The 18,377-nt window shown below is 58.4% G+C and carries 19 protein-coding genes and 1 tRNA gene; 2 read left to right on the forward strand and 18 right to left on the reverse strand.

All coding sequences use genetic code 11. The features are described from left to right. Positions 1–30: 30 nt before the first annotated feature. A complete protein-coding gene (locus C2846_RS09910) occupies positions 31–852 on the reverse strand; it encodes a type IV toxin-antitoxin system AbiEi family antitoxin domain-containing protein (RefSeq protein ID WP_111482023.1) in 822 nt (273 codons plus the stop codon). 340 nt (positions 853–1,192) lie between these two features. On the opposite strand from C2846_RS09910, the gene C2846_RS09915 reads away from it, so the two are divergent. Continuing rightward, complete coding sequence (locus C2846_RS09915; protein WP_111482020.1) at positions 1,193–1,489, forward strand: helix-turn-helix domain-containing protein; 297 nt, start codon at positions 1,193–1,195, stop codon at positions 1,487–1,489. Positions 1,490–1,604: 115 nt separating this feature from the next. Here C2846_RS09915 and C2846_RS09920 read toward each other — a convergent pair whose 3' ends face one another. From C2846_RS09920 to C2846_RS18660, 8 genes are all read right to left on the reverse strand, one after another. Then, the gene (locus C2846_RS09920; protein WP_119701363.1) at positions 1,605–2,138 is read right to left on the reverse strand and encodes a phosphatidylglycerophosphatase A family protein; all 534 of its coding nucleotides are present in this window, start codon (positions 2,136–2,138) and stop codon (positions 1,605–1,607) included. A gap of 100 nt (positions 2,139–2,238) precedes the next feature. Beyond that, positions 2,239–3,750: an IS66 family transposase gene (gene tnpC, locus C2846_RS09925; RefSeq protein WP_119701364.1), complete on the reverse strand. Its 1,512-nt coding sequence runs from the start codon at positions 3,748–3,750 to the stop codon at positions 2,239–2,241. A 63-nt stretch (positions 3,751–3,813) separates the two neighbouring features. Continuing rightward, positions 3,814–4,149: an IS66 family insertion sequence element accessory protein TnpB gene (tnpB, locus tag C2846_RS09930; protein ID WP_119701365.1), complete on the reverse strand. Its 336-nt coding sequence runs from the start codon at positions 4,147–4,149 to the stop codon at positions 3,814–3,816. Continuing rightward, a complete protein-coding gene (gene tnpA / locus C2846_RS09935; RefSeq protein ID WP_205890169.1) occupies positions 4,146–4,481 on the reverse strand; it encodes an IS66-like element accessory protein TnpA in 336 nt (111 codons plus the stop codon). The genes tnpB and tnpA overlap by 4 nt, the downstream gene beginning before the upstream one ends. A 208-nt stretch (positions 4,482–4,689) precedes the next feature. Further along, on the reverse strand, positions 4,690–5,706 hold the full coding sequence (locus C2846_RS09940; RefSeq protein WP_119701367.1) for a CNNM domain-containing protein: 1,017 nt from the start codon (positions 5,704–5,706) through the stop codon (positions 4,690–4,692). Beyond that, a complete protein-coding gene (locus C2846_RS09945) occupies positions 5,703–7,076 on the reverse strand; it encodes a hemolysin family protein (RefSeq protein ID WP_119701368.1) in 1,374 nt (457 codons plus the stop codon). The genes C2846_RS09940 and C2846_RS09945 overlap by 4 nt, the downstream gene beginning before the upstream one ends. A 547-nt stretch (positions 7,077–7,623) precedes the next feature. Then, positions 7,624–8,829, reverse strand: a complete 1,206-nt coding sequence (locus C2846_RS09950) for a hypothetical protein (RefSeq protein ID WP_240638188.1) — start codon at positions 8,827–8,829, stop codon at positions 7,624–7,626. Between the two features lie 96 nt (positions 8,830–8,925). Beyond that, the gene (locus C2846_RS18660; protein ID WP_158306408.1) at positions 8,926–9,153 is read right to left on the reverse strand and encodes a hypothetical protein; all 228 of its coding nucleotides are present in this window, start codon (positions 9,151–9,153) and stop codon (positions 8,926–8,928) included. Between the two features lie 240 nt (positions 9,154–9,393). Here C2846_RS18660 and C2846_RS09965 point away from each other — a divergent pair, with 240 nt between their 5' ends. Beyond that, positions 9,394–10,593 carry a tyrosine-type recombinase/integrase gene (locus tag C2846_RS09965; RefSeq protein WP_014596925.1) on the forward strand — a complete coding sequence of 400 codons (1,200 nt, stop codon included), beginning with the start codon at positions 9,394–9,396 and terminating at the stop codon, positions 10,591–10,593. A 94-nt stretch (positions 10,594–10,687) separates the two neighbouring features. On the opposite strand, the gene C2846_RS09970 is transcribed toward C2846_RS09965, so the two are convergent. From C2846_RS09970 to thrS, 9 genes are all read right to left on the reverse strand, one after another. Next, a tRNA-Pro gene (locus tag C2846_RS09970) sits at positions 10,688–10,764 on the reverse strand. Between the two features lie 80 nt (positions 10,765–10,844). Continuing rightward, positions 10,845–11,213 (reverse strand): MerR family transcriptional regulator, encoded by a 369-nt coding sequence (locus tag C2846_RS09975; RefSeq protein WP_095624299.1) that lies wholly within the window; start codon positions 11,211–11,213, stop codon positions 10,845–10,847. Continuing rightward, a complete protein-coding gene (gene ihfA, locus C2846_RS09980; RefSeq protein ID WP_080050765.1) occupies positions 11,194–11,496 on the reverse strand; it encodes an integration host factor subunit alpha in 303 nt (100 codons plus the stop codon). The genes C2846_RS09975 and ihfA overlap by 20 nt, the downstream gene beginning before the upstream one ends. Before the next feature lie 4 nt (positions 11,497–11,500). Further along, complete coding sequence (gene pheT, locus C2846_RS09985; protein WP_119701370.1) at positions 11,501–13,882, reverse strand: phenylalanine--tRNA ligase subunit beta; 2,382 nt, start codon at positions 13,880–13,882, stop codon at positions 11,501–11,503. Between the two features lie 34 nt (positions 13,883–13,916). After that, complete coding sequence (gene pheS / locus C2846_RS09990) at positions 13,917–14,933, reverse strand: phenylalanine--tRNA ligase subunit alpha (protein WP_119701371.1); 1,017 nt, start codon at positions 14,931–14,933, stop codon at positions 13,917–13,919. A gap of 105 nt (positions 14,934–15,038) precedes the next feature. Beyond that, on the reverse strand, positions 15,039–15,395 hold the full coding sequence (gene rplT, locus C2846_RS09995; protein WP_080050768.1) for a 50S ribosomal protein L20: 357 nt from the start codon (positions 15,393–15,395) through the stop codon (positions 15,039–15,041). A 22-nt stretch (positions 15,396–15,417) separates the two neighbouring features. Next, positions 15,418–15,612, reverse strand: coding sequence for a 50S ribosomal protein L35 (gene rpmI, locus C2846_RS10000; RefSeq protein WP_080050769.1), 195 nt, complete (start codon positions 15,610–15,612; stop codon positions 15,418–15,420). A gap of 61 nt (positions 15,613–15,673) precedes the next feature. Next, the gene (gene infC / locus C2846_RS10005; protein WP_205890183.1) at positions 15,674–16,225 is read right to left on the reverse strand and encodes a translation initiation factor IF-3; all 552 of its coding nucleotides are present in this window, start codon (positions 16,223–16,225) and stop codon (positions 15,674–15,676) included. After that, the gene (thrS, locus tag C2846_RS10010; protein ID WP_080050771.1) at positions 16,222–18,147 is read right to left on the reverse strand and encodes a threonine--tRNA ligase; all 1,926 of its coding nucleotides are present in this window, start codon (positions 18,145–18,147) and stop codon (positions 16,222–16,224) included. Before thrS ends, infC begins: the two co-directional genes overlap by 4 nt. Positions 18,148–18,377: the final 230 nt, after the last annotated feature.

Here is an 18,377-nt window from a genome sequence, read left to right on the forward strand (position 1 = left end):
ACCAACCACTGGACTCGGTCGGTGTAGCGCTTATCCCAGGTGCTCATCAAGATCCGCCGGCAAGGTTATTTGGTAGGTTGGGTTCAAGCGACCACCGGGAACCAGACAGCGCTTCCCCTTCCCGAGATAGACGCCGTCCAACGAGAGATGATCCACCCAGGCGTGCTGGTGGCGTTCTGCGAGGGCTAGGAACAAGCGCTTGGCTTTTATGCTGGTGCAATGTCGCAGCAGCATGCTTACCCTTTGGGGACGAAGGGTGTCCGCCCCCTGCATCAGCGCATCCACTTCATAAACGAGCGATGCGTCTGACACGCCATCACACAGTTCGAGGATTGCGCGTTCAGGTGTCGCGACGACGATGCGACCGCGGTCGCCATCGGCATCCACCCACTCGAGCCCTAAACTCCTTAGGACTTCGTCATCCATGTCGGCCTTGAATGACAGTGCTGAAAGATTGAATGGGCTTTTGCCGCACAGCACCACCTCAGCCTTCAAGGGAAGCTTTTCCACCCAGGCAGGGAGACTTTCAGGGCCATATAGAGTGACCCTCTCACGCTCGCCCAGCCGCAGGTAGTGCTCGTGCCCACGCCAAGCCAAGGCAAAACGCCCGCCAACATGCAGCGGCAATCGTTCTCCTTCCTGCAACGTACGCACTACAGCAGCCCAGGTGAGACGCCCGCCTCGTCGTTGATAGATTCCACGCGCAGGCGATTCCAGCCAGCCGCTCGCGATATATCGCGCTACGAGGTTGCTGCTGTAGCCATGAGCCTTCAACCAGCTACTGGACACCAGATCGCTGTCGCCGAGCCCTGCAAGCAAGGAGTTTAGTTTTTCATATTTTTGCACACTCATAGTGAGCAAAATAGAGCTTTTATAAACCTAAAGCAAGAAGAGGGTTTATATAAACCAAAAAATACTCACCATTAGTGAGCAAAATTTAGTTTTTATAAACCCACACAAGGAACTCTTGAACATTGCTATAGGCGCTCCCTAGGCCCCTTCCATTCCAGCAAGGCTTGTAGCGGATCCAGCTCGCCAACACGTTCACGTGCTTGAGTATGAAGATCAGGGCATGGCGACTCTCGGCCCCAGATCAATCTAGGCCATGGAAAATAACGGATCATATTTGAACCACTAAAAGCCTAAACGAGGGATATTGGATCATAAATGGTCCATTAAATGAGGCTCACTCTTGATCCAGATCCACTCCTTGCTCACTTCCGGCGAACTTCCCCAAAAGATCGACACTAACGCCCGAGAAATGCGACTCGCAAAGAACCTCTCCCGCAAATCCTTGGCGAAGAGGACGGGTATTTCCGAATCGACCATTAAGCGGTTCGAGTCCAATGGTCAGGTCAGCCTTGATGCTCTGGCGCTCATCGCTACAGCACTTGCTGCCAAACGCCAAATCGCTGAGCTATTCAAGCATGAGCGACCTGTCTCGCTTGAAGAAATCAAACAAACAGGGCGTACCCGGGGACGCCAATGAGATCAATCAACACCGAAGAGGTATTGCTCGCAGGTACACCGGTCGGAAAGCTGATCGCCAGTAGATAGGGCATCTACTGTGCCTATCATCCACAGTGGTGGCGCCAGGCTTGAACCTACCGCCACCTGAACATGGATATGAACGGGTTCGATGAGTTCTCTTTGAGCTCATATGGCCTTTTTTTACAGAACCACTGCCGTAAACGAATAGCAACCGCGATCACGATCCAGGTGTAAAAAGCCGCCATTAGATCGTCGAGCACGATACCTACCCCACCGCCGACAGCTTCAAGAAGATTCAGCGGCGGTAATTTGAGGGCATCGAACAAGCGAAATAGTGCGAACGCTGTCAGGAACATCCAGGGGCGGCGGATTGAAGCAAGCCCGATCATCGAGACCGGAAATACTAGGTACTCGTCTGCAACGATCTGTGGAACATCCCCGCCCCCTAACCACAGCAAAGCCCAATGGCAGAGCGGCACAGCCAGTGCCAGCAGTATCACCGCGATGAAAGCCTGGCGCCTCGGAGGATGACCCAATAACCACCAGGCCAGAGGCAAACCAAGCAACGATCCGAAGGTTCCGGGCATGAACGGTAGCTCGCCGAGACCGAACCCCGTTGCTGCCTGCACCACCAAGGTTTCTATCATCGAAATCGCAGATCCATCTCATACATCTGGAACAGGCTGCAGGAGGGTTAGCCAGAGGTAGCTAACCCTCCTGAGCTGGAAGAACGTAAGCGAACGGGCATCACACCTTGCCGGCGGGCACCCAGTTGTGCGGCAGCAGCTCGGCCAGAGCGGTGGCCTTTTGCGTCGGCAGGCGCGTGAGCACGTCCTTCAGGTAGGCGTACGGATCATGCCCGTTCAGGCGGGCTGACTGGATCAGCGTCATCAAGGCTGCGCCACGCTGGCCACTGCGCAGCGAGCCGGCAAACAGCCAGTTGGCACGCCCCAGGGCCCAGGGGCGGATCTGGTTCTCGATCCAGTTGTTGTCGATGGGCAGGTTGCCGTCATCCAGGTAGCGCACCAACGCTGCCCAGCGCTTGAGGCTGTAGTCGAGTGCCTTGGCGATCGCGCTGCCCTCCGGCACCTTCTGCCGCTGCCCAAGCATCCAGCTATGCAGGCCATCGATGATTGGCCTGGCTTTGTCCTGGCGCAGTTGCCGTCGCTGTTCGGCGAGCAGCTCTCGCCCTTCGCGCTCCACCTCGTACAGCTGACCGATGTATTGGAGGGCCTGCTCGGCCAGTTGGCTCTGGTTGGCAGCATGCAGGTCGAAGAACTTGCGCCGTGCATGGGCCATGCAGCCGATCTCGGTCACGCCTTGCTCGAAGCTGGCCTTGTAGCCGGCGAAGTCGTCGCAGACCAGTTTGCCTTGCCAGTCGCCCAGGAAGCTGCGTGCGTGCTCGCCAGCCCGGCTCGGCCTGAAGTCGTAGACCACAGCCTTGAGGTCGGCGAAGGGGCTGGGTGCATAGGCCCAGACGTAAGCCCGCTGGGTCTTCTTCGTGCCCGGGGCGAGCATCTGCACCGGGGTTTCGTCGGCGAGGATGACGTCCTGCTGGAGCAGGCAGTCGCGCAGGGCATCGACCAGAGGTTGCAGCTGGACGCCGCAAGCGCCGACCCATTGCGCCAGCGTGGAACGCGCGATGGCCAGCCCGGCGCGGGCGAAGATCTTTTCCTGGCGGTACAGCGGCAGGTGATCGGCGAACTTGGCCACCATGACCTGAGCCAGTAGCCCGGCAGTCGGGATGCCCTTGTCGATCACCTGCGCCGGCACTGGGGCCTGGATCAGTGTTTCACACTGGGCGCAGACCCACTTGCCACGGATATGCCGCTCGACGGTGAAGGTGCCCGGGGTGTAGTCGAGCTTCTCGCTGACGTCTTCGCCGATGCGCTTGAGCTGGCAGCCGCAGGCACACTGGGTGCTGTCCGGCTCGTGAAGTATCAGCGTGCGCGGCAGCTCGGCCGGCAGCGGCGCTCGCTTGGGCTGCTGCCGTAGCTCGCGCTTGGCGGACTTTGGTCGGGCCGCCTCAAGCTCTGCCTCGATGGCGGCGATGTCGGCATCGATCATCTCGTCGAGCAGATTGAGCTGGTCGGCATTGAGCTGCTCGCTGCGGCGGGCGAAGCGGTGGCGCCGCAGCACGGCGAGTTCGTGGTTCAAGCGCTGGTTGAGCGTTTCCAGGTGATCGACGCGCTGACTCAACTGCGCGGCCAGTTGGCGCAGTTGCTCGGGTGTCAGCTGATCGAAAGCGGCAGGGTTCATGGCGTCGAGTGTGAGGAATCCCGGCGCCCTCGGCGATAGGCCATTGGCCTAATTGCACGTCGGCTACAGGAGCCTGATCTCGGCATCGGGCCCAAGACGCTGCCAAGGCAGGCCGACCACCAGGGCCTGCAACTGCTCGGGGTTGAGTTCCACTTGCTGTCCCTGCCAATTGCCCTGCCAGATGAAGCGCCCTCGATTGAGCCTGCGAGCGGCCAGCCAGATGCCGAAGCCATCGTGCACCAGCACCTTCATCCGGTTGGCGCGCTTGTTGGTGAACAGGTAGGCACAGTGCGGCTGCGCCGCACCGAACACTTGAACCACCCGGGCCAACGCGGTTTCAGTGCCGGCGCGCATGTCCAGCGGCTCGGTGGCGAGCCAGATGCGCTCGATGCGGATCACTTCAGTAGCTCACGCAGGAAGCGGGCGCAGCCTTCAGGGTCGTTGCCCGGCCACTGCACCGACAGCTTGCCGGCCCGATGGGGAATGGCGATCTGGATGGCCCTGTCGGCCGCACTCGGGGTAGCCGGCAGGCTCGGGGCGAGAGGAATCGGAATAAAACCTGAAGGTACAGCGGGCAGCTGTGCCTGCTGGCGGCGAATCCACTTGTGCACGAGATTGGCGTTGAGGCCGTGGCTCAAGGCCACGCCGGCAACCGAGGCGCCGGGCTGGGTACACTCCTCGACGACCTGGGCCTTGAAGGATTTGGGATAGGAGCGGCGTTGGCCTGGCACGGGAGATCCTCCGTAAGGGGCTTGAAATGGTGTCCACCAAAAACAGGTGGACACCATGCCGCTACCTGGAGGAGTCGGGGAGGTGTGTTGCCCGGACGGTTACGGAAGAACAACAAGCCAGAAGGTGTTGATGCATCAGGCCTCAGCAACGGCAAGCTCTGTCAGTACACGCCTGATCACATGAACACCTGGCTGACAGGGAAGCCGGCTAGGAGGCGGTCGCAAGAGGCAATATGCGCTCCAGTATGTCGGCGAGCGTTACCACCCCTTTCAACTGCCCGTCTTGCATGACCACGGCAAGCTGAACGCTCGACTTACGCATGAGCGCCAGGGACTCATAGACCGGCGTTTTAGCGTCCAGAACGAAAACCTGGCGGGCGATTTCCCGCGCAGGACGCGTATCAGGCTCAAGCAGAGTGTCACGCAGATGAACGACCAGAGGCAGCTTGTCGCCGGCGCCGAGAATCAGGATACGCAGATGGCCTGACTGAGCAGCGATGGCACGTACATCCGCTACGGACGCTTCAAACTTGACGTGGACCGGGATGGCGTCACTCGTTACCAGCTCCTCGATAGGCAGGGTGCCGAGATCAATAAGGCTGGAAATCTGCTGCTGAAGGCCAGGCTGAAGCGTTCCGACCTCAGCTGAGTGCTCGACGAGTCTACGAATGGTGGCGATATCCTGCCCGCCCACCGCAGCGCTCTCGACAGGCTCGACACCGGACGCCTTGACCAGACGGTTCGCAATCCGGTTGACCCACTTCATCAGGGGGCGCAATGGCCAGATGTAAGCGCGTGATATGAGCCCCACGGCCAGTGCCGAACGTTCCGGGTGTGCAATCGCCCAGGATTTCGGTGCCATCTCGCCAACCACCAGGTGCAGGAAGGTCACCACGAAGAGCGCGAGCGCAAAGGAAGCACCTCCCGCCGCCCACTCGGGCACGCCCCAGACGATCAGCAGCGGGCCGAGCCAGTTGTCGACAGCAGGCTTGGTCACGGCGCCCAATGCGAAGGTACAGAACGTGATGCCCAGCTGAGCACCAGCCAGCATCAGGGTCAGGTCGTTCATGCCGCGCAACGCGGCGCGTGCAGAACTGCTGGTCGGAGCCAGCTCTTCGAGACGGTGACGGCGCGCACCGAGCAACGCGAACTCGATGATGACGAAGATTGCGCTGAGCACGATGAGGGCCATGGTCACCAACGTGACGATCAGAGGATCATTCATTGCGCTTCCTCCTGCTTAATCGTCTCGACAAGCGTGACACGTACCTGGGTCGGCACATAGCGTTCAACCCGCAGCACTTCGATCACTAGCTGACGCTCCACGGGCAGATCGGAAACCAGCTCCGAGGGATCCTCAGGCAAGGTTATCGTCACGATGTCGCCTTCGGCGGGCAAAGCACCCAGCTCCGCGATCAACAAACCAGCGATGGTTTCAACCTCTTCATGAGGCAGGTCATAGCCGAGCGCACGTTCGACTTCGTCCAGGTGCACATCGCCATCCATGATCCAGATGCCGTCACCGCCCGGCATGAGCGGGTCGGCATTATCTTCGTCATGCTCATCGGTAATTTCGCCGACGATTTCCTCGGCGAGATCCTCAAGAGTCAGTACGCCGACGAAGCTGCCGTATTCATCGATGACGCAGGCAAGTTGGTTGTTGGACTGAATCAATTCAGCAAGAGCATCCGGCAGCGCCATCAGGGTAGGAATGACAGTGGCCGGTCTCATCACCGACTCAACAGTATCTTCAGTATCCCCTGCTAATAGTCGCAACAGGACATCCGTGAGGTGAACGACGCCGACAGGGGTGTCCTCGTGGATGACCGGGTAGCGGGTATGACCCCTGGCCATGAGTTCGCGCAGTTTGAGCAACGTCGTCTCAGGCGTGAGCCAGTCAACCTGCGACCGCGGAATCATGGCGTGTTCGACGTCCTGCTGGGGGAAGTCAAGAATACGATCCAGCATCAGCGAGAGCTCTACAGGAAGGTCTCCGCTGTCACGCGAGTCAGAGATGATGCGCGGCAGGTCATCAGCCGAGACACTTACATCCAGATCATGAACAGGCTCGATACGCAGCAGGCGCAGGAACAGGTTGGCGGACTTGTCGAAAAAGCCGATCAACCAACCGAATACCGTCAGGTAAATCAGGGTCGAGCGGGCAAGACCTCTGGCCAGCGGATCGGCATTGGCGATTGCCAGGTTCTTCGGATAGAGCTCGCCAAAAATCATCTGGATAATCGTGGCAACCACCAGGGCAATCAGCGTGCCGACGGTTACGCCAACCTCTGCCGGAATGCCTACCCCGCCCAGCAGAACACCGAGCGACTGACCAACCAATGGCTCAGCCACGAAACCGACCAGCAGACCTGTCACGGTGATGCCCAACTGGGCACCCGACAGCATGAAGCTGGTTCGCTTCGTCACTTCAAGCGCGCGCTTGGCGGAGGCATCACCGTCGGCAGCCAATACGGCAAGCCGCGTACGGTCGACGGCCATGTAGGCGAATTCCTGGGCGACGAAGTAGCCGTTTGCCGCAATGATCGCCAGGATAACGAGGGTACCGAACAGGAGAGTGAGGGTCGGTTCGATCACCGCATCACCTCATCATTTTTTGTTTCAGAAGAGCGTCTACAACCGCTGGGGCTTGATGTGTCCACAATGGATCCGAAGTGACAAAGGGCCTCCATTATATTCCTTCCCTAGCCACAGGCCACTTTGATGATCAGTGCAGAAAATGCTTACAAAGGCCCGTAGATGGTGGTTTCTAGCACCGTGAAACGAATTCCTAACATTTGAATACAAATGCGAAAGCGAGATCGGGCACCCGATATAACCATGCCGTTCGTACCTAACCCGCCCAAAGCGCCTCTATTTTATGAGGAAATGGTATGACTGCTTTTGGTCGATTACGTCCTCCGCCGCTGGCGGCTACCGGCCGAATAGTAGACGCACGCTCGAACTGCCACCCCTAGTGGCGAACTATGCGAAAACCTGTCAGTTTTGCATGCAGCTGAATGGTGTTAGTCCTGACGCTTGACGGTTTTCATGCGAATGCTCAATAGAGGCACGTTCCCCTCGATCGACTGGCTTACATGACCAACAGGGGCGTGGGTACACGGAAATTAGGAAAGAACCAAGCTCAGCGCTCTTGAGGCCCCTTCCATTCCAGCAACGCCTGTAGCGGATCCAGCTCGCCAACAAGCTCACGCGCTTCGGCGAGCTTGTCCATAGCAATGCATCGCTCGGTTTCGGACAGATTCGATACGGAGCACTCCGCATCACTGAAAAAGGCCTGGATCCGCTTTATGTCATCCCAATGCTTGATGGCACTCAACAAATCAGTCCTCGCCTGCTCCCTTGCCTCGTTTTGCAGTCGAATCCGCTCCCTCTCCTCACGCCGGCGAATCTGCTCCTTCCACTCCTGCTGCCGAATTCTGGCCTGCTCCTCGGCCTCCTCTACCAATCGGGCAATTACAGGCGCTGCGTCCGTGAGCTGCTGGACGATCTCATCCAGCTGGCCTCGTAACGAGCATTGCTTGGCCTCCTTCCAACTCTGAGACCAATCAGTCCACGGATATGGCGAAAACGCCCTTATACATAGGCGGCCGGTCGCAAAGTCCATCCGAGTCGACCAGTTCCAGGTTGGGCTCAAGCGGCGCATCTGCTGCGACGGTATCTTGGAGGTGGGGATGTACTTGCCATCGATGTAGCGGGCCTCCAGTTCCTCAGTCATCTCAAACAACGTCAGTCCAATGGCAACCGTCCCGACGAAAACCACTGTGGGCTTGGATGGTGACCACAACGCCGGATGCCGGTGCCTTGGCTTCTTGGGTGGGTGTTCATGCTCATCAAACGAGGCCCGGGCATAGGTTCGGTCACTCGGTGCAAACATCACGCGATGGCCGGCAGCTTCCAGCTTGAGAAACAGCTGATTCGCCAGTTTCAGAGCCGGCTCAAGCTGAGGCTTGGTCACCACGACATCCACCAGACGCTGCCTACCTGGCTTGAGGAACCCCTGGTCGATGACTCGCCCATGCTCAAAGACCTCATACGCCCCCACGACAACAGGGTGCGGCCTTGATCGCGAAATGCGGAGCTGTTCGGGTTTGATTTTGCGCGGTGCAGGTGCCTTCGGTACCGGTCGAGAAACAGCACCAAGAACATCTCCCTTGCGCCAGACCTGAAGGTCACCAGGCCCAGCCTCAGGCAGGGGTGGCTGAGGACTGGGTACTCCATTCTCCAGCTTTACCCAGTGCCCACGCGGCGGCCACGGGACATTCATGCGGGTACACACACGCGCCAAGAAGCTGGAAGAAACACGGTGGTGATCCGCGATCTTGGTCATGGGAAGCCGCCACACCTCTGCGTACATCTCCTCACGACTGACTGGGCCACCAGGACTGGAACCAGGTTGCTGGGATACCTCTTCGGAAGACACGCATCAATCCTTAAGCCTGATATCACCGTACCAGCCAACGACAGGCCATACGCCACGATCCATCAGGTCAAACCGAGCCAAAACGGTTGTTGTACCAAACCCTCCGCAGCCCCCTCCACCACGTTGTTCGCCCAGCGAGTAGCGGACAGCATCTGCAGCACGGATCAGGGCCAACAAGGAGGCGACAATCATGCCCGCATCATCTGAACAGATAGCCGCACGCTTGATCATCTGCCCACCCCGAATCCTGCGAGCCAGTGCGGCCCCCGCCTACCTCGGCATGTGCCGCACAGAATTCAACAAAACCGTCCGGCCTTACGTGCGGGAATTCCGCATTGGAGTGCAAGGCATCGGCTTTGATCGCCAAGAATTGGATGCCTGGGCAGACACCTACATCGACCGGGCCATCATTGAAAAGGAAGGTGCCAAGGGACATGATCACTCCCGCAGCGAGCGCCAAGGAGGAAAACCATGGCGCGAAAAACCATTAGCGGCCTCTACCAAAGGAACGGGACCTGGCACATCGACAAGGTCTTCAGAGGTCAGCGAATTCAGGAAAGCACTGGATCAAGCGATAGGAAGGAGGCAGAGCAGTACCTGATACACAAGCTGGAAAAGCTCCGGGAACAGAAGATCTATGGCGTCCGCACGATCAGAACCTGGCGGGAAGCCGCTACGCGTTACCTGATCGAGTACAAGGATCAGCCGTCGATAGGCCTCACGGCCATCTATCTGGAGCAGTTGGACCCGTATATTGGCGACCAGCCTCTGACTCATGTCGACGACGAGACTCTGGCTCCCTATATAAGGGATCGACTCAAGGGCACCAGAACCAGCGATGGCAAGTTGAAGCCTGGCGTCTCACACCGCACGGTGAACATCGCCCTGGAACGCGTCATACGCATCTTGAATCTATGCGCCCGAAAATGGCGTGATGAGCAGAAGCGTCCCTGGCTCGACGTAGTACCGATGATCACCAAGCTGGAAGAGAAGAAAACCAGACGCATGCCCTACCCGATGTCATGGGAAGAGCAGTCGATTCTCTTCGCCGAACTGCCTGACCATTTGCGCCGCATGGCCCTGTACAAGGTCAACAGCGGTTCACGAGAGCAGGAAGTCGTGAAGCTTCGCTGGGATTGGGAGATACCGATTCCTGAGCTCAACACCAGCGTGTTTCTCATACCGGCGGATTTTGGTGGCCGACATGAGAGCTCCGGGGTCAAGAACGGCGACGAGCGCCTCGTTGTGCTCAACAACGTAGCCAAGTCGGTCATCGAGGGACAGCGTGGGCTTGATCCGGTTTGGGTATTTCCTTACGGACAACCCGATCGAAACGGCAAGGCCACTCCAGTTCACCGGATGAACGATTCGGCATGGAAGAAAGCCAGGGTCAGAGCAGCGAAGAAGTTCCAGGAGCGTTTTCTGCGCCCTGCCCCAGCTGGATTTGCTTCGATCCGCGTTCACGACCTGAAGCACACCTTCGGTCGAAGACTTCGGGCAGCTGGGGTAACGGAGGAAGACAGGAAGGCTCTGCTGGGGCACAAGAACGGTAGCATCACCAGTCACTACTCAGCCGCCGAGTTGGGCAAACTGATCGATGAAGCCAACAGGATTTCGGCCACCGACTCGCGCGGTCCGGCCCTGACAATTTTGAGGAGAATGGCAGGATGAAAAAAAGTCCCGCAAAAGTCCCTACGCTTCTACGCGTGAAGCGCCCATAAAAAATCCAGTCACCGCTAAGTGACTGGATTTTCTAGGGATTTTTTGGTCGGGACGGAGTGATTCGAACACTCGACCCCTTGCACCCCATGCAAGTGCGCTACCAGGCTGCGCTACGCCCCGACGATGCCTGAGCTTGTCGGCTCAGGCGGGTCGCATCATACAATAACTGCCTGAAATGAGAAAGTTTTTTTTCGATTCAGTCAGTGATGAGGACGCGTTTTGAGCACCTGCAGCACATCTTCCAGTTCGGCAATGGTCTGACGGATCAGTTGCTTGTACTGGGTGATGTCTTCCTTGGCTTCCTCGCCGGACAGGCGCTGTCGCGCACCGCCGATGGTGAAACCCTGGTCGTACAACAAGGCGCGGATCTGGCGGATCATCAGCACATCCTGGCGCTGATAATAGCGGCGATTGCCGCGCCGCTTGACCGGCGACAACTGCGGAAACTCCTGTTCCCAGTAGCGCAGGACATGCGGTTTGACCGCACAGAGTTCACTGACCTCACCAATGGTGAAGTAGCGTTTGCCGGGGATAGCCGGCAGTTCATCGTTATGGCTGGGTTCCAGCATAGGCTTCCACTCGTGCCTTGAGTTTTTGTCCGGGCCTGAAGGTTACGACACGTCGGGCGGTAATTGGTATTTCTTCACCGGTCTTGGGATTGCGGCCGGGGCGCTGGCGCTTGTCGCGCAGGTCGAAGTTGCCGAATCCGGACAACTTGACCTGCTCGTTGTGCTCCAGCGCATTGCGGATCTCCTCGAAAAACAGCTCGACCAGTTCTTTGGCTTCACGCTTGTTAAAGCCTAGTTCCTCGTACAGCCTTTCGGCCATTTCTGCTTTTGTCAGAGCCCCCATACACCTATTTCCTTAACGTGGCATTGAACCCTTGCTCCAGGGACGTCAGCACCTTGTCCATGACAGCGTTCACCTCTTCATCAGTAAGAGTGCGCGATGAATGCTGTAAGGTCAAGCCGATGGCCAGACTTTTTCTATTGGGATCAATACCTTTGCCTTCATACACGTCAAACAACCTGAGGTTCTTGAGGTTTTCGCCTGCATTGCGGCGGATATCCTCGAGCAAATCCTCGGCCATGACCTGCTTGTCGACGAGTACGGCAATGTCCCTTCTGACCTCGGGGAAACGCGACAGTTCAGAGAATGCCGGCAATACGCCCTCGCTGATACGCTCAAGCTCCAGTTCGAACGCAAATACCGGGCCTTGCAGATCCAGCTCGCTGAGCAATTGCGGATGCAACGCGCCCAGCCAGCCAACGACTTCGCCATTGCGACTAATCCGTGCACTCTGGCCAGGATGCAGAGCTGGGTGTTCGGCCGGCTCGAACCGGTAGCTGGACAGTGCACCACCCTGCCCCAGTATGGCTTCGACATCACCCTTGAGGTCATAGAAGTCGAGCTTGTCGCCGGCATTGGCCCAGGCTTCGGGCAGCCGGGTGCCAGTGGCGATACCCGCCAGCATCGGTTGCTGCAGCAATTCGCCGCTGGCTTGCGGCAGGAAGCGCAGGCCGCTTTCGAACAACCGCACCCGCGGTTGCTGGCGGTTCTGGTTGTGCAGTACTGCCTTGCTCAAACCCGGCAGCAGACTGGTGCGCATGACCGCCAAATCAGCGGAGATCGGATTGGCCAGTGCCAGCGGCTCATGCACAGGATCAAACAACTTGCTCAGCCCCGGCTCGATGAAGCTGTAGGTGATCGCTTCCTGGTAACCACGGGCAACCAGCAGCCGGCGCAGCACAGTCAGCTCACTGCGCGCTTCAGGCTTGGCAGTCAGATTCAGGTCGGCAGTTGGCGCGCTGACCGGCAGGCGGTTGTAGCCATACAGGCGAGCCAGCTCTTCAATCAGATCGATCTCCAGGCTGATATCGAAGCGATGACTGGGTACTTCGACCTGCCACTGCCCTTCGCCATCGGCTGCGATTCCCAGGCCCAGGTTGCTCAAATAAGCTTCGATATCGGCCCTGGGCAGCTCCATGCCCAGCATCTGGGTAATACGCTCGTTGCGCAGGGTGATATGGGCGATCTTCGGCAGGTGCTCGGACGCAACCTGTTCGATGACCGGGCCCGGCTCACCGCCGACAATCTCCAGCAGCAGAGCGGTGGCGCGCTCGACCGCTTCGCGCTGCAACTGCCAGTCGACACCACGCTCGAAACGATGCGAGGAGTCGGTGTGCAGGCCATAACCACGGGCCTTGCCGGCGATGGCGATGGTGTCAAAGAAGGCGCTTTCCAGGAACAGGTCGGTGGTACTGGCCGCCACGCCACTGTGCTCGCCCCCCATGATCCCGGCCATGGCCAGCGGACGTTCATGATCGGCAATAACCAGGGTATCCGGGCGCAGGCTGACTTCCTGACCATCAAGCAGAACCAGCTTCTCGCCCTCTTCGGCCAGGCGCACGCGGATGCCGCCCTTGATTTCAGTCAGGTCGAAGGCATGCATGGGCTGGCCCAGTTCGAGCATCACATAGTTGGTGATATCGACCGCCGGATCAATGCTGCGGATGTCGCTGCGACGCAGACGCTCAATCATCCACAAGGGCGTTGGCCGCGACAGGTCCACATTGCGAATAACGCGACCGATGTAACGCGGGCAGGCTTGCGGTGCCAGCAACTCAACCGGACGGGTTTCGTCATGCACGGCCGGTACCGGGTCGATCTGCGGGCGCTGCAGCGGCGCTGCGTAATTGGCCGCCACTTCACGGGCCAGACCGGCAATCGACTGGCAGTCACCACGATTGGGAGTCAGGTCGACTTCGATAATCGCATCGTCCAGCCCCAGATAGGCGCGCAGATCCTGACCTACCGGCGCATCGGCCGGCAGCTCGAACAGCCCATCATGGTCTTCGGACAGCTTCAGCTCGGACGCCGAGCACAGCATGCCGAAGGACTCGACGCCGCGCAGCTTGGCCTTCTTGATCTTGAAGTCTTCGCCGAGTACCGCGCCAACCATGGCAAACGGCACCTTGATACCGGCCCGGGCGTTGGGGGCGCCGCAGACTACCTGGAATTCCTCGTTGCCACTGCTGACCCGGCAAACTCGCAACTTGTCGGCATCCGGATGCTGCTCGGCGCTCAGGATCTCGCCCACCACCACGCCGCTGAACTCGCCAGCAGCCGGGGTGACGCTGTCCACTTCCAGACCGGTCATCGACAGCCGGGCGACCAGTTCGTCCCGGCTCACCTGCGGATTGACCCAGCTCCGCAGCCACTGTTCACTGAATTTCATCTTGAATTCCTGCTGTCAAAGGGTTGCCGGGTGCTCATCGGAACTGCGCCAAAAAGCGCAGATCGTTGTCGAAGAACAGGCGCAAGTCGTTGACGCCGTATCGCAACATGGCCAGGCGCTCAACGCCCATGCCGAAGGCAAAGCCCTGATACTGCTCCGGATCGATGCCCGAAGCGCGGAATACATTGGGATGCACCATGCCGCAGCCCATGACCTCCAACCAACCAGTCTGCTTACACACCCGACAACCGTCGCCATTACACATCACACACTGGATGTCGACCTCGGCCGAGGGCTCGGTGAACGGGAAGAACGAAGGCCGGAAACGCACGGCCAGTTCTTTCTCGAAGAACACACGCAGAAACTCTTCAATGGTGCCCTTGAGGTCGGCGAAGCTGACCTTGCGGTCAACCAGCAGACCTTCGACCTGGTGGAACATCGGCGAGTGGGTCAGGTCCGAATCGCAACGGTAAACCCGCCCGGGGCAGACGATACGGATCGGCGGCTTCTGACTTTCCATGGTGCGCACCTGAACCGGAGAGGTGTGGGTACGCAGCAGGGTATTGGCGTTGAAATAGAAGGTGTCATGCATCGCCCGCGCCGGGTGGTGGCCAGGGATGTTGAGCGCCTCGAAGTTGTGGTAGTCGTCCTCAACCTCGGGGCCTTCCGCGACGGCATAGCCGACCCGGGAAAAGAATTCTTCGATCCGCTCCATGGTCCGGGTTACCGGATGCAGGCCACCACTGACCTGGCCACGGCCCGGCAGGGTCACATCAACCTGCTCGGCAGCCAGCTTGGCATTCAGTGCCGCTGCTTCCATCTCGGATTTGCGCGCATTGAGCACGCTCTGCACCCGCTCCTTGGCCTCATTGACCATCGCCCCGACCTTGGGACGCTCTTGCGCGGGGATATTGCCCAGGGTCTTCATCACCTGAGTCAGTTCGCCCTTTTTGCCGAGGTACTGAACGCGGATCTGCTCCAGCGCATTGACATCAGCCGCCTGCTGCACAGCCTCCAGGGCTTGGGAGACCAGGGCGTCGAGATTTTCCATGAACACGCACTCCAGAAACAAAAATAGGGGAAGAGCTATGAGGCTCTTCCCCTATCATTGACGTTGCCAGCCGGCGCGAACGCCGGTGATTGTCGTAACGAGGGCTTAAGCCAGGCTAGCCTTTGCTTTTTCGACAATCGCGGTAAACGCCGCTTTTTCGTTCACAGCCAGATCGGCCAGAACCTTACGGTCGATTTCGATGGACGCCTTTTTCAGACCGGCGATCAGACGGCTGTAGGACAGACCGTTCTGACGGGCACCAGCGTTGATACGGGCAATCCACAGAGCACGGAACTGACGCTTGCGCTGCTTGCGGTCACGGTAGGCGTACTGACCTGCCTTGATGACGGCCTGCTTGGCAACGCGGAATACACGCGAACGTGCACCGTAGTAGCCTTTGGCGAGCTTCAGAATTTTCTTGTGACGCTTACGCGCCATTACACCACGCTTAACACGAGCCATTCTTAATATCCTCTACCTAGACTTAACGGAGACGCAGCATGCGTTCAACTTTTTGGACGTCAGAAGCATTGAGCTGCTGAGTGCCACGCAGTTGGCGCTTACGCTTGGTGCTCATCTTGGTCAGGATGTGGCTCTTGAAAGCGTGCTTGTGCTTGATGCCCTTGCCAGTCACTTTAAAGCGCTTGGCGGCACCGCTTTTGGTTTTCATCTTTGCCATGTTCGTAACTCCATAAGAGAGTAAATAAAGGTAACCACAAGGCCTGGCGTTGCCCTGGAGATTACTTTTTCTTCTTGGGTGCGATGACCATCATCAGCTGCCGACCTTCCATCTTCGGGTGCTGTTCAACGGTACCGTATTCGGCCAGGTCAGCTTCGACCCGCTTCAACAGTTCCATGCCCAGCTCCTGATGCGCCATTTCGCGGCCGCGGAATCTCAGAGAGATCTTGGCCTTGTCCCCATCGGAAAGGAACCGGATCAGGTTGCGAAGCTTAACCTGATAGTCCCCTTCCTCCGTCCCTGGACGAAACTTGATTTCCTTGATTTGAATCTGCTTCTGATTCTTGCGCGCAGCCGCCTGCTGTTTTTTCTTCTCGAACAGGTGCTTGCCGTAATCCATGATCCGGCAAACTGGCGGCTGGGCATCGGGAGAGATTTCAACCAGGTCGAGCTTGGCCTCCTCTGCGGCTGCCATGGCTTCCTGAATGGACACGATACCGATTTGTTCTCCATCGGCGCCAATCAGGCGCACTTCGCGCGCCGTGATGTTGTCGTTGATCGGCGGGCGCTGTGCGGCTCTTTTGTCTTGTCTCATCTCGCGTTTAATCTTTATTGCTCCGAATTCGGGCGGCCTCGTTGTGCAACAGAGCGGGCAAGGAATTCGGAGAACTCGGCGACTGACATCGAACCCAGATCTTTACCCTCCCGCGTGCGCACGGCCACAGTGTGCGATTCGACTTCCCGGTCACCTACTACCAGCAGATAGGGAGTCTTGTGCAAAGTATGCTCGCGGATTTTAAAACCGATCTTCTCGTTTCTCAAGTCCGCAACAGCGCGATAGCCCATTTCATTCAGGCTTTTCTCGACTTCACGGCAAAATTCCGCCTGATTATCGGTGATATTCAGCACCGCTGCCTGAGTCGGCGCCAACCAGGCCGGGAAATCGCCAGCATAATGTTCGATCAAAATTCCGATGAAGCGCTCGAACGAGCCGAGAATCGCCCGGTGCAGCATAACCGGAGTCTTGCGGCTGCCATCTTCGGCAACATACTGTGCGCCCAGACGGCCCGGCAGCATGAAATCGAGCTGCAGGGTACCACACTGCCAGACCCGACCAATGCAGTCACGCAGCGAAAACTCGATCTTCGGCCCGTAGAAGGCGCCCTCGCCCGGCTGCAGATCCCATTTCAGGCCAGCCTCATTGAGAGCGGCTTCCAACCCTTGCTCCGCCTGATCCCACAGCGCATCGTCACCTACACGGCTTTCCGGGCGGGTCGACAGCTTCAGCTCAACGTCATCGAAGCCGAAGTCCTTGTAGACCTGCAGGGTCAGGGCGATAAAATCAGCCGCCTCGGACTTGACCTGCTCATCGGTACAGAAAATGTGCGCGTCATCCTGGGTAAAACCACGCACACGCATCAGGCCGTGCAGCGACCCAGACGGCTCGTTGCGGTGGCAGGAGCCGAACTCGGCCAGTCGCAGCGGCAGCTCGCGGTAGCTCTTCAGGCCCTGATTGAACACCTGAATGTGGCACGGGCAGTTCATCGGCTTGATCGCGTAATCGCGGCTTTCCGACTCAGTAGTGAACATGTTCGCCGAGTAGTGCTCCCAGTGACCGGAGCGCTCCCACAACACACGATCAACTACCTGCGGGGTCTTGATCTCGCGATAGCCGCTGTCGCGCTGAACCTTGCGCATGTATTGCTCGAGCACCTGGTAGACAGTCCAGCCATTGGGGTGCCAGAACACCATGCCGGGCGCTTCTTCCTGGGTATGGAACAGATCCAGGCGCTTGCCGAGTTTGCGATGATCGCGCTTCTCGGCCTCCTCCATGCGTTGAATGTAAGCCGCCAACTGCTTCTTGTCGGCCCAGGCGGTGCCGTAAATGCGCTGCAACTGCTCGTTCTTGGAGTCGCCGCGCCAGTAGGCGCCGGAAATCCGGGTCAGCTTGAACGCCTTGAGAAAGCGGGTATTGGGCACGTGCGGACCACGGCACATATCGACATATTCTTCGTGGTAGTACAGGCCCATGGCGGTTTCGTCGGGCATATCCTCGACCAGCCGCAGCTTGTAGTCCTCGCCGCGCGACTTGAACACTTCGATGACCTGATCACGCGGAGTCATTTTCTTGATGACGTCGTATTCGGTATCGATCAGCTCACGCATGCGCTGCTCGATCGCCGCCATGTCTTCAGGGGTAAACGGCCGCTCGAAGGAGATATCGTAATAGAAACCTTCTTCAATCACCGGCCCGATCACCATCTTGGCGCTCGGATACAGCTGCTTGACCGCATGGCCAACCAGGTGGGCACAGGAGTGGCGAATGATCTCCAGCCCGTCTTCGTCTTTCGGTGTGATGATCTGCAGACTGGCGTCGCTGTCGATAAGGTCACAGGCATCGACCAAACGACCATCGACTCGGCCAGCTACGGTGGCCTTGGCCAGCCCGGCACCAATCGAGGCGGCGACTTCGGCCACGGTTACGGGATTGTCGAACGAACGCTGACTGCCGTCGGGGAGAGTAATAACGGGCATGCTGCCACTCCTTCTCAGTGGTGACCCCTACGCAAGGCCACATGATGGAAATGCCCAACGGATAGCCCTTTGCAGTTCTCTCGGCTGACGACGCCGGCAGTCCTCATCAGACTGGTGCAAGGCCGCCCGATGGGCGTTGAAACGAAAAACCCGGCCGCAGGGCCGGGTTCCAGAATACAATGTGCTGATTAATAAAGATAAAATCCTTATCGGAACGCGCCAGATGATAG

Source organism: Pseudomonas jilinensis (assembly GCF_003586265.1).
In the GTDB taxonomy this organism is placed as follows: domain Bacteria; phylum Pseudomonadota; class Gammaproteobacteria; order Pseudomonadales; family Pseudomonadaceae; genus Halopseudomonas; species Halopseudomonas phragmitis.